At 64.5% G+C, this 12142-nt stretch carries 9 protein-coding genes; 4 read left to right on the forward strand and 5 right to left on the reverse strand.

Annotation, left to right across the window (positions count from 1 at the left end; genetic code table 11):
• Window positions 1-112 precede the first annotated feature (112 nt).
• From DYI37_RS01000 to DYI37_RS01015, 4 genes are all read right to left on the reverse strand, one after another.
• Window positions 113-1246: a microcin C ABC transporter permease YejB gene (locus DYI37_RS01000; RefSeq protein ID WP_116681329.1), complete on the reverse strand. Its 1134-nt coding sequence runs from the start codon at window positions 1244-1246 to the stop codon at window positions 113-115.
• Window positions 1247-1420: 174 nt separating this feature from the next.
• Complete coding sequence (locus DYI37_RS01005; RefSeq protein WP_116681330.1) at window positions 1421-3304, reverse strand: extracellular solute-binding protein; 1884 nt, start codon at window positions 3302-3304, stop codon at window positions 1421-1423.
• Window positions 3304-5115, reverse strand: coding sequence for an extracellular solute-binding protein (locus DYI37_RS01010; protein ID WP_425365019.1), 1812 nt, complete (start codon window positions 5113-5115; stop codon window positions 3304-3306). Before DYI37_RS01010 ends, DYI37_RS01005 begins: the two co-directional genes overlap by 1 nt.
• A gap of 460 nt (window positions 5116-5575) precedes the next feature.
• Entirely contained in the window at window positions 5576-6766 is a 1191-nt protein-coding gene (locus DYI37_RS01015; RefSeq protein ID WP_116681331.1) for a c-type cytochrome, read from the reverse strand.
• 209 nt (window positions 6767-6975) lie between these two features.
• Between DYI37_RS01015 and DYI37_RS01020 the strand changes: the two genes are divergently transcribed.
• From DYI37_RS01020 to DYI37_RS01035, 4 genes are all read left to right on the forward strand, one after another.
• A complete protein-coding gene (locus tag DYI37_RS01020; protein WP_116681332.1) occupies window positions 6976-7710 on the forward strand; it encodes a 3-deoxy-manno-octulosonate cytidylyltransferase in 735 nt (244 codons plus the stop codon).
• Window positions 7707-8579, forward strand: coding sequence for a prephenate dehydratase (locus DYI37_RS01025; RefSeq protein WP_116681333.1), 873 nt, complete (start codon window positions 7707-7709; stop codon window positions 8577-8579). The genes DYI37_RS01020 and DYI37_RS01025 overlap by 4 nt, the downstream gene beginning before the upstream one ends.
• 126 nt (window positions 8580-8705) lie before the next feature.
• On the forward strand, window positions 8706-9731 hold the full coding sequence (dusA, locus tag DYI37_RS01030; RefSeq protein WP_116681334.1) for a tRNA dihydrouridine(20/20a) synthase DusA: 1026 nt from the start codon (window positions 8706-8708) through the stop codon (window positions 9729-9731).
• Between the two features lie 119 nt (window positions 9732-9850).
• On the forward strand, window positions 9851-10678 hold the full coding sequence (locus DYI37_RS01035; RefSeq protein ID WP_116681335.1) for a sulfite exporter TauE/SafE family protein: 828 nt from the start codon (window positions 9851-9853) through the stop codon (window positions 10676-10678).
• Between the two features lie 16 nt (window positions 10679-10694).
• Here the strand turns inward: DYI37_RS01035 and DYI37_RS01040 are convergent, their stop codons facing one another.
• Window positions 10695-12089, reverse strand: coding sequence for a cytochrome P450 (locus tag DYI37_RS01040; protein WP_116681336.1), 1395 nt, complete (start codon window positions 12087-12089; stop codon window positions 10695-10697).
• Window positions 12090-12142 lie beyond the last annotated feature (53 nt).

The raw sequence follows: 12142 nt of genomic DNA on the forward strand, positions 1-12142 counted from the left end.
GGGCGATGCCGCTCGTCTCCTCGCGGGCGATGTCGGCGGCCCGTTCGCTCTCGTATTCCCTTGCCTTGGAGGGGTCGTTCCTCAGGCGGTCCTTCTGCGCATCGTCCATCGATCAGACCTCCCGACTTTCGAAGTCGATGCGCGGATCGATCCAGGTATAAGTGAGATCCGAGATCAGCGTCGTCACGAGCCCGATCAGGGAGAAGATATAGAGCGTGCCGAAGACGACCGGATAGTCGCGCTGATAGATCGACTGGAAACCGAGATAGCCGAGGCCGTCGAGCGAAAAGATCGTCTCGATCAGCAGCGAGCCCGAGAAGAAGGCGGCGATGAAGGCCCCCGGGAAACCGGCGACGATGATCAGCATCGCATTGCGGAAGACGTGACCGTAGAGCACGCGCCGCTCGCTGAGACCCTTGGCCCTCGCGGTCGTCACGTATTGCTTGCGGATCTCGTCGAGGAAGGAGTTCTTCGTCAGCAGCGTCGTCGTCGCGAAGGCCGAGAGGGAGAGGGCGATCAGCGGCAGGGTCAGGTGCCAGAAATAATCGGGTACGGTCCGTGTGACGCAGAGCCCGGCATCGAAGGCGTTCGACCAGGGGGCGCACCAGTTTCCGTTCACATCGTCCGACAGGAGACCGCGTAGCGGGAACCAATCGAAGAAGGAGCCGCCGGCGAAGAGGACGATGAGGAGAACGGCGAAGAGGAAGCCCGGGATCGCATAGGCGACGATGACGATGCCGGAGGTCCACACGTCGAAACTCGACCCGTCGTGCAGAGCCTTGCGGATGCCGAGCGGGATCGAGATCAGATAGGACAGAAGCGTGATCCAGAGGCCGAGCGAGATCGAAACCGGCATCTTCTCGAGAATCAGATCCCAGACCGAGATCGACCGGAAATAGCTCTCGCCGAAATCGAAGCGGGCGAAATCCCACAACATGGTTCCGAAGCGTTCCAGGGGCGGTTTGTCGAAACCGAACTGCTCCTCGAGCCGCTGGATGAATTCGGGATCGAGCCCCTGCGCGCCGCGATAGCTCGAAGCCTCGCCTCCTTGCGAGCCGCCCGAGAAATCGCTTCCGCCACCGCCGGAGACGCGATCGGCTGCGTTGCCGGCTTCTCCCTGAAGCGTCGCGAGCACCTGTTCTACCGGCCCGCCGGGTGCGAACTGGATGACGATGAACGAGATCGCCATGATCCCGACGAGGGTCGGGATCATCAAGAGCAGTCTTCGGAAGATATAGGCGCCCATTCGGGGGTCCGTCTCCTGGAATGTGAGGGCCGGCGGGCGGCTGCGGTTCCGCCGCGCTGCGCGGCGCCGGGATGCCGGCTCCGGTCGGCACGGCCAATCTAGCAGCCGGGCCCGGCAGGGCAAAACCACCGAGAGCTTGGCGGACAGCCCCGCGAAAGCATCGCTTATGGGCGATCAGGCCCGCCCGAGCGCTTTCGCCTTTTCCGGGTCGAGCCACCAGAGGCTTTCGATCGGCCAACCGTAATCGGGCTTCTGCTCGGCAAAGCCGAACATGTCCCAATAGGCGAGGCGATGGGAGCCGGCCGTAATATTGGGCAGCCAATCGAGGCGCCAGCGAAGGACCCGGTCGAGCGCCCTGAGGACCGTGACGAGTTCCTCGCGCGACTGGACCTGCGACACCTTGGCGATGAGACTGTCCACCGCCTCGCTCTTCATGCCGGGATAGTTGCGGCCGCCGGGCCGGTCCACTGTCTCGGAGCCGAAAAGGGTTGCGAGGCCCTCGCTGGTCGGCGTCGGCGACATCCCGAAGGCGGCCAGCACCATGTCGAACTCGAACGCGTTGATGCGGCGCTGATACTGGGCTCCGTCGACGAGACGGATCGATGCGTCGACGCCGATCCGCCGAAGCGTCTCCATGAATTTCGAGTAGACGCGTTCCTGCTCGGCGCCGAAGGTCAGGAATTCCAGCCGGAACACCTCGCCCTGCGCATTCTGCATGCGCCCGTTCGTGAAGGTCCAGCCCGCCTTGCCGAACAGTTCGATCGCCCGGCGCAGCGCGCGCCGATCGAGCCCCGAACCGTCGCTGACGGGCTGCACCCACACCTCGCCGAACACCTCGTCCGGCACCTTGCCGCGAAGCGGCTCGAGCAGCGCAAGTTCCGCCTCGCCGGGTTCGCCTTCGGCCACGAATTCCGAACCCTGAAACGGCGATGGGGAATGGGTGCGCAAACCGAAGAGAAGATTCGCATTCGCCCATTCGAAGTCGAAACAGGTGTTGATCGCATGGCGCACATTGGCGTCGGCGAACCGGCTTCGACGCTGGTTGAGCGCCCAGCACTGGAATTTCGGTTGCTTCTCGGGCGGGAACTCCCGCTGGATCACCTCGCCCCGGCGAACGGCGGGGAAGGAATATCCGGTCGCCCAGTCCTTGGTGGTGAACTCCTCGCGCACATGGATCAGACCCTTGCGAAAGGCTTCGAATGCGGGCTGGCGATCCCGGAAGAAATCGATGCGGAGCGTCTGGAAATGATTGAGACCTTTCGCGAAACCGAGGTCCTTCGCCCAGTAGTCGGCCCGCTTCTCGTATTCGATGAAGGTGTTGAAGTCGTAGCGGCCGACCTCGTACTGGCCGGACCCGGGAATCACCTCGTCGGTCAGGCGTTCGAGATCGCGGTCCGCGAAGAAGGCGTGCGGCACGATGGGGATGCCGAGCGCCGACAGCGCATCCCGGTAGTTCTGGTTCGCCGACATGACGAGCCGGACCGTGCCGGCATCTATCGCCTCCACTCGCTCCACATTGGCGAGTGCCACGACGAGGCTCGGATGGCCCTTCTGCTTGAACGTCTCGTAGGAGAACACGACGTCGTCCGCCGTCACCTGCGCGCCGGTCGAGAAGCGGGCCTGCGGGCGCAACTCGAAGGTGAAGGTGAGCCGATCCTCCGAAACGGAGACGGTCTCGGCGAGCGCGCAATAGCTCGAATCCGGCTCGTCGAGCGAACCGGTCATCAGGGAATCGTAGAGGAATTCGATGCGCGGCGGCGCATTGCCCTGGAGTACGAAAGTGTTCAGCGTATCGAAGGCGACCGGCGACTGGTTCAGGATCCAGTTCGGAACCGCGAAGTTCAGCTGCCCGCCCTGATGGGCATCCACATTGGCATAGCGGAATTGGGAAAAGCCGGCCTGGTAGGCAAGCTCGCCGAAGGACGAGAGGCCATGCAGCGGCGTTCCGGTTCGGATATCGGCAAGCGCCTCGCGAAGCGGCAGGGCGAGGCCGGCGGCTGCGCCGAAGACAAGCTTGCCGAAGCCGCGGCGGCTCAGCGTGGACAGGGCGGTTCCCATCAATTGCCCGCCGACGGTGCGCCGGCCTCGCTCTCGGCCGCCTTCGTCCACCAAGAGAAAGGATCGATCCCCGAATAGGCCGGGCCGTTCTCGGGCATCCCGAACTTGTCCCAATAGGCGAGCCAGTCCTCGGTCTTGTTCCACTGAGGCACGACGTAATACTCCCACAGCATCACGCGATCCATCGCCCGTGTCGCTGCCACCAAGTCTTCCCGGTTTTCGGCATAGACGATCGCGTCGATGAGCTTGTCGACGACCGGGTTCTCGACGCCGGCATAATTCCGGCTTCCGGGCGTTTCGGCGGCCTGGGTCGAGAAGAAGTCGCGCTGCTCGTTGCCGGGCGAGAGCGATTGCGGATAGTAGCGCATTCCAACCATTTCGAAGTCGAAATTGCGCAGGCGCTCCACATACTGGTTCGTGTCCACGATCCGGATGTTCACGTCGATGCCGAGACGGCGCAGGTCGCGTGCATAGGGCTCGAGCGTCCGCGTATCGCGCGGATCGCTGCCCAGCATCTCGATCGAGAACTGCTCGCCCGTCGAGGCGTCGACAAGGCGATTGCCGCGCAGCTCGTAGCCGGCCTTCCGGAAGAGATCCAGAGCTTCGCGCAGATAGGTCCGCGCGGCGGACCGGTCGGAATAGTCCGGGAGCGTGAACTCCTCGGTGAACACTTCTTCCGGGATCTCGGCGCGCATCGGTTCGAGAAGCTTCAACTCGCGCTCGCTCGGCAGACCGGTGGCCGCGAGTTCGCTGTTGTCGAAATAGCTCGTCTGACGCTTGTAGAGATCGTAGAAGAGCGTCCGGTTCATTTCCTGGAAGTTGTAGACGAGGGTCAGAGCCTTGCGAACGTCGCGGTCCTCGAACTTGTCGAGTCGGTTGTTCAGCACATAGGCCTGCATGGAGGCGACCTGTCCGTCGGGCACCTCCGTCTTGACGACCTGACCGTTCTGGGCTGCCGGGAAGTCATAGCCCTCCGCCCATTGCTGGGAGGAGTTCTCCAGCCGATAGTCTTCGAGCCCGCCCTTTTTGAACCCTTCCCAGGCCGCGTTCTGATCACGGAAATAGGTGTAGTGGATGCGCCCGAAATTGTAGCGGCCGACGCGGGTCGCTTTGTCCCAGCCCCAATAGTCCGGCACCCGCTCCCAATCCATCGATTGCCCGATCTGGAAACCGGCGATGCGATAGGGGCCGGAGCCAAGCGGCGGCACGGTGGTGGGCTGGCTGATGTCGCGCTTGTTGCCGTTCTCGTCCGTGCCTTCCCAGTAGTGTTTCGGCAGGACCGTCAGGTCGCCGACGATCTGCGGGAGTTCGCGGTTCCCGGTCTGGTCGAAGGTGAAGGTGACCTCGCGATCACCCGTCTTCTCCGCCTTGACGATGTTGCGATAGTAGGCGTTCCACTGGGGATGAAGCTCCTTCAGCGTCTCGAAGCTCCAGATGACGTCCTCGGCCGTGATCGGCTCACCGTCATGCCATCTGGCATCGGGGTCGAGACGATAGGTGGCCGAGGAGAAGTCCGGCGGATAGGTCATCGCTTCCGCGATCATTGCATGGGACGTCGAGGGCTCGTCCGGCGACTGCTCGAAGAGGGTGTCGTAGAGGAGGCCCCCGCCGAAATTCGGCAGGCCGGCGGCCGGCGTGCCCCGCACGATGAAGGGATTGAAGCTGTCGAAGGTCCCGATCGCGATCTGGTTGAGGGTGCCGCCGACCGGCGCATCGGGATTGACGTAGTCGTAATGCTTGAAATCGTCGGGATATTTCGATGTGCCGATGAGCGAAACGGAGCTGTGCCACTCGCCGGCCCGCGCCGCCATCTCCGACGTCTCGCCGCTGGCCGCATCCGTGGCCTGCGAGGACGCCGCGTCTTGCGGAGCAGGCTGCGCCTCGGGCGCCGACCGAGCGTCGGCGCTGCCTTGCATCCGGTTCGCTTCGTCCATGCCCGTTTGGCCGTCGGGCTGCGCATTCGAGGGCTGGGCCCCTCCGCTCGATCCCTCAGTCTGCGCCGAAAGGGGACTGGCTGCAAGAACGAGAGCGGATGCGGCCGTAAGGAGAGTGGTGCGGATCGAAAGCTTGAAGGCCAAAGGCATTTCCTTGCGCATGACGGGTGCGATCGGGACGGTTCTCGCCTGAACTTATGCCCTTCCTGAGACGGGAATGTCACGTGACCAAACGGTCATGTGAGAAGGGCTTCGTGCTTCGTCTCTCTTCAAGAACCAAACGAAAAAGCCCCGGCGCTCGCGCGCCGGGGCTTGGATGTGTTCGGGATCGGAAGATTTACTTCTGCGATCCGTCCTCGTTGAACTGGTTGAGGTAGGCGATCACGTTGTCGATGTCTTCCTGGCTCTTCAGACCGGCGAACGCCATCTTCGTGCCGGACACGGTGCCGCGGGGGTCGGCAAGCCATTCGCTCATCAGCTCGTGGGTCCACTGGTCCTTGTCCGCCGCCCATTCGGTGAAGGCGGCAGAGAAGGAGTAGCCTTCGACGGCGGCGGGCTTCTCCGACAGGACGCCGTTCAGTTCGGGACCGATGCCGTTGCCGGCACCTTCGCCGACCTTGTGGCAGGCCTGACAACGGCGGAAGATGTTGGCGCCTGCCTCCGGATCGCCCGAGACGGCGACGACGTCCCCGCCCGCAGCCGCGGCCTGATCGTCCGAACCCGTGGCGCTTTCGGCGGCGCCATCGGCTGCGGGCGCATCCTGTTCCTGAACCTCGTTGGCGCGCGTCTCAGGCTGATTCTCGTCGCTGAGGACGGGAGCCTGATCCTGGCCGGGCATGGCCGAGCCCGTGTCGGGATCGGTCGTCCCGGGGGCCTGCGGATTGGAGGCCTCGTCGCTCGCGCTCATATTGGACGTCGTGCCCGGGTTCTGGGTGTCTCCCGCCCCGGCTTCGGCGACGGCCTCGCCTTCGGCAGGCGCTTCCGGCAGCGGAGCCGGATTTTCCGCGAGCGAGCGAAGGTAGAGAATCGTGTCGGCACGGTCCTGCGGATCGCGGATGCCCGCAAAGCCCATCTTCGTTCCGCTGATGTAGCTCTTGGGGTTCTCGAGGAAGTGGTCGAGGTGCTCGTAATCCCAGACGACCGAACCGCCTTCGGAGAAGTCGGCCATCGCGCTCGAATAGTCGAAGCCTTCGTGGCTCGCGATCGGACGGTCGACGACGCCCCAGAGGCCAGGGCCTGTCTGGTTGGCGCCATCCGGGTCCGCGGAATGACAGGCGCTGCACTTGCGGAAATCGCTCGCGCCGGCTTCGAGATTGGCGTTCTGCAGCCGCGCGGCGATCGGTGCGACGGCCTCTGCTTCGGCTCCACCCTCTCCGCCCTCGCCCGATTCGGCGACAACGATCTCGTAGCCCGGCGTTTCAGGTTTTTCCGGGTGGAAGATACCTTCAGCAACCAAGCTTCCGCCGAACATCAGGAAGATCGTACCCAGCACGGCGCCGGAAATCTTGTTGAATTGCCACGAGTTCATTGGCGGGACATTCCCTCCTCATACGACCGGGTTGAGATCCGGCGTCAGTCCACGAAAGTGTCGCGGAACCTATGGGTTTTGCTTACCGCAGGCAACAGCGTTATGACGCGCCCGCACAAGACCTTTTGTCACCGCGACGGCCATCCATCAAGCCGAAGAAGCTTACCGTTCCGTTCGTTCCGGCAACTTCACGAGCAGGCAGAGACCGCATGAACACACTCGTCATCATCCCAGCGCGCATCGGCTCCACGCGTCTGCCCCGCAAGGCGCTCGCAACGATTGCCGGGAAGGCCATGGTGGTCCAGGTCGCAGAGCGCGCGAGGGAAGCCGATATCGGCCGGATCGCGATCGCCACGGACGACCGCGAGATCGCGAAGGTCGTGACGGAGGCGGGCTTCGAGGCGGTGATGACGAGCCCCGATCATCCGTCCGGTTCCGACCGGATTCATGAGGCTCTGCGTCATCTCGACCCGGCCGGCGACGTCGACACGATCGTCAACCTGCAGGGCGACCTGCCGACCATCGATCCCGCTCTCGTGCGCGCCGTCGTCGAGCCGTTCGAGGATCGCGATTGCGAGATCGCGACCCTCGGCGTCGAGATCGAGGACGAGGCGGAGGCGCGCGATCCCGACGTCGTGAAGATCGTGGGGACGCCGATCACCGACACGCGGTTGCGCGCTCTCTACTTCACCCGTGCAACCGCGCCCTACGGAGACGGGCCGCTCTATCACCACGTGGGGATCTACGCCTATCGCCGCTCGAGTCTCGCCCGCTTCATCGCGCTCGGCGCCTCCACGCTCGAACGGCGCGAGAAGCTGGAGCAGCTGCGCGCGATCGAGGCCGGTATGCGGATCGACGTCGAACTGGTGAAGACCCTGCCCCTCGGCGTCGACGCTCCCCAGCATCTGGAGCGGGCGCGCGCGATCCTGGAGGCCGGAGCATGAGCGCGGACAAGCCCATCATCGCATTCCAGGGCGAGCGCGGCGCCAATTCCGACATGGCCTGCGAGACCGTCTACGGCGATACGATGACGCCGCTGCCGTGCCCCACTTTCGACGACGCCTTCGCGGTAGTGAAGAACGGCGAGGCGGAGCGCGCGATGATCCCCATCGAGAACACGCTCGCCGGACGCGTCGCCGATATCCACCATCTGATGCCGAATTCCGGCCTGAGGATCATCGGCGAGCATTTCATGCCGATCCATTTCCAGCTGATGGCTCTTCCCGGCGTATCGCGCAACGAGATCACCGCCGTGAAAAGCCATATCCACGCCCTCGGCCAATGTCGGAACTACCTGCGGCGCAACGGATGGAAGCCGCTCAATGCCGGCGACACGGCGGGGGCCGCGCGCGAGGTCCGCGATCTGCAGAACCGGGCCCATGCAGCGCTCGCGCCCGAACTTGCTGCGGGCTATTACGGGCTCGAGATCCTCGAGCGCAATGTCGAGGACTCGGCCGACAACGTGACCCGGTTCGTCATTCTGGAGCGTCCCGGCGCCGGGGACGACCCCCGCGCCGGCTGGGCGGACGCCTCGAAGACCTGCGTGACCACCTTCATCTTCGAGGTCCGCAATATCCCGGCGGCCCTCTACAAGGCCCTCGGCGGATTTGCGACGAACGGCCTCAACATGACCAAGCTCGAAAGCTACCAGCTCGGCGGTAAGTTCGTGGCGACGCAATTTTATGCGGATGTCGAGGGGCATCCCGATCACGACAATCTGGCGCTCGCTCTGGAGGAACTCCGGTTCTTCACCGAGAAGGTCGAAATTCTGGGTGTCTACGAGGCGTCGGCCGATCGCAGAAGCATGAGCTGATCGGCGGTCACGAAGCGGGAGACGTCTTTGCTCCCGATCAGGCAAGTCTCCGACGTCGAAGACCGGAGGCGCGATCGTCCGTGTCCGGTCTTAAGATGCCGGACATCCGCAGGAAGAGAAACAGCGATGACCATCACGTCCAGCGACAGTCCCTATCGATCGAGGCCGGTCTTCGCAGTTGCCCCTATGATTGACTGGACGGATCGGCATTGTCGCTTCTTTCACCGTCAGCTCTCGGCGCATGCGCTGCTCTATACCGAGATGGTGGTCGCCGATGCGATCATTCACGGGCCTCGCGATCGACTTCTGGCCTTCGACGAGGCCGAGCATCCCGTCGCCCTGCAGGTGGGCGGCTCGGACCCGCGCAAGCTCGCCGAAGCCGTTCGGATCGCCAGATCCTACGGGTACGACGAGTTCGGCCTCAATGTCGGCTGTCCCTCGGACCGGGTCCAGTCCGGCACCTTCGGCGCCTGCCTCATGCGCGAGCCCGGCCTCGTGGGCGACTGTCTCGCGGCCATGGTCGAGGCGGCGGACGGGGTCCCGGTCACGGTGAAGTGCCGTCTCGGCGTCGACGAACAGGATATCGAGCCGGCTCTCGACGATCTTGCGGATGCAGCCGTCGGGGCAGGGGTCGAGGCGATCTGGGTGCATGCCCGGAAGGCCTGGCTGAAGGGTCTCAGCCCCAAGGAGAACCGGGACATCCCGCCTCTCGACTATGACAGGGTCGGGCGGCTGAAGGCGCGGCTGCCTTCGGTTTTCGTCGGTCTCAACGGCGGTATCGGCTCGCTCGAGGAGGGGCGGGTTGCCATGGAGACCGGCGGGCTCGACGGCATCATGATGGGCCGAGCGGCCTATCAGACGCCGGATGTCCTTACCGATGTCGATCATGTCTTCTACCGCGCGGACCCGCGCCGATTCGATCATGGCGCACTCATCGCGACCATGGAGCGCTATGCCGCGCACCATATCGAAAACGGCGGGAAGCTGAACCAGGTGACGCGGCACATGATCGGCCTCTTCAACGGCCTGCCCGGCGCACGGCGCTGGCGGCAGATCCTCTCAACGCGATCCACGGATGCCGATGCGCATCCCGGCGTGATCGGCGAGGCCTTCGCGGAGATCCGGTTGCCTGCCGAGTTGTCCGCCGCCTGAGAGGAACGAGGCGGGACGCTCCGCCTCGGCCTGAGGCTTGAGCGAGGGGTCCGGAACCATCTTCGGTGTGCGCGGCGGAAGACCATGCATGTTGCGCGTTTTCCGTCTATAGCGCTGGCATGTTCCAGACGGTCGACCTTCACACCATCCTCGTCGTCGGCGGCGCGCTTGCCCTGGCATCGGGTCTCGCCGGTTTTCTCGCCGGGCTCTTCGGCATTGGCGGCGGGGCGATCTATGTGCCCGTCCTCTACCAGACCTATCAGTGGATCGGCATCTCGGAAGCCGTGGCGATGCATGTGGCGGTGGGGACGTCGATCGCGATCATCGTGCCGACCTCCCTGCGATCTTTGTTCGCTCACATGAAACATGATGCGGTCGACCGGCGCCTCCTGAAGGAGTGGTGCATCGCCGTCCCCGCCGGGTCGGTGACCGGGGCGTTCCTCGCCGCGAGCGCCTCGTCCACGACGCTGCGCGCGGTCTTCGCGGCGCTGGCCCTCGCGATCGGACTGAAGCTCCTCTTCGGTCGCATCGAATGGACGCTCGGGCGCGACCTGCCCGGCCTTGCCGGGCGCTCGATCGCTGGCGTGCTGATCGGGTTTCTGTCGGCCCTGATCGGCATCGGCGGCGGCGTTCTCAACAACACCTTCATGACCCTCTGGGGCCGGCCGATGATCCAGGCGGTGGCGACCAGCGCCGGCGTCGGCGCCCTTATCGCGGTGCCCGGTGTGGTGACCTATGTGGTCGGCGGCTGGAACGATCCGCTGCTTCCGCCCTACAGCCTCGGCTATGTCAGCCTTGCGACCGTCGCGCTGATCGCTCCGCTCTCCCTGATCGCCGTCCCGCTGGGCGCAGGGCTCGCCCACAGGCTTTCGCGCCGGCGGCTCGAGATCGGTTTCGGGATCTTCCTGATGATCGTCGCGGCCCGCTTCGCCTACAGCCTTGTCTGACGCGAACGCCGTCCCTTCAGCGTTCCCGGATCGTCATCGGAAGTCCGTCTTCCGGCTGGATCGTGATGCGCTGGATCACCGAAGGCTGCTTGGAGCCGGCGAACTCGAACCTCAGGGAGCGCATGAGGATCGCGAGCGCGATCACGGCTTCCTGAAGGGCGAAGCTCGCGCCGATGCAGATCCGGGGTCCGACGCCGAAGGGAAGATACTGGTAGCGGTCGAGCTTCTCGCGATTCTCGGGCATGAATCGATCGGGGATGAAGTGATCGGGCCGGTCCCAGAGCATTTCGTGGCGATGGATCAGCCAGGGCATGACGAGCACCGTCGAGCCGGCGGGGATCTCAAGATCGCCAATCCGGTCGGGCCTAAGCGCGGTGCGATTGAGGGAGGCGGCAGGCGGATAGAGCCGCATTGATTCCTCGAACACCGCACGGGTGCGCGGCAGGGCATCGAGATACTGGCTCGGATGATCGAGGGTGGGCAGCACCCTGTCGATCTCCTCCTCCACCTTGCGCAATTCGTCGGGTGCCTGGCTCAGGAGGTAGAACGTCCAGGCGAGGGAGCGCGCGGTGGTCTCGTGACCCGCACCGATGAAGGTGATGATGTTGTCCTCGATCTCGTCCCGCGAAAGCCCGTCGGCCTTCAGCAGGAGCGTCAGGAGGTCGGGCGGAACGCCGTTCGGGTCCTTCTCCATCTGCCGCTGCCGCTTGACGATCGTCTCGGCGATCATCGAGCGGAAATACAGCATCGACTTGCGGCCCCTGAGCCGCCGGATCCGCGGCAGGAAGTCCGGTGCACCGAGAAGGTCGAGCGGGTCGACGCGTCCCATCGAACCGAGAAACTGGGCGGTCGAGCGGGCGAACTCGTTCGGTTCGGACTCGATATCGTCCGAGAACAAGGTCGCCTGGAGGATGTCGAAGGTGAGGAGGGTCGTCTCGTGACTGATGTCGACGGTCTGGCCGGCCATGCCGCGAAGCCGTTCGGCCGCGTTTTCGCACCGGGCCGCCATGGGCTCGGTGAAGCCGGCGATGTGTCTCGGCGTGAAGACCGGGGCGATGGCTTTGCGCGTCCGGCGCCAGAGTTGCCCCTCGGCAGTTAGGAGCCCGTCGCGCAGGAGCGGGCGCAGGAGTCGCTGGCGCAGCGGCTGCATGACGTAGTTCTTCGGGTTCTCGACATGGACATGCCGCACCGCCCTCGGCTCGTTGAGGACGATGTTCGGAACGCCGAGCCACTTCCCGACGACATAGGGCTCTTTGAAAGCGCGCGTCCCCCAGATCTCGATCGGATTTCGTGTCGCCGTCCTGATGAAGCCGAAGAAACTCAGCGGCTCGGAATGGGGCACGGGCGCCGGTGCCCGAAAGGGGCGCGGCGGCATCGCGGCAGCGTCGGTCGAAGGCATGGCATTTGACATCGGGGGATCGTCGATCGTTGTTGCGCGGCCCAAGATATGGGGGCACGCGACGC

Source organism: Fulvimarina endophytica (assembly GCF_003403015.1).
GTDB classification, from domain to species: domain Bacteria; phylum Pseudomonadota; class Alphaproteobacteria; order Rhizobiales; family Rhizobiaceae; genus Fulvimarina; species Fulvimarina endophytica.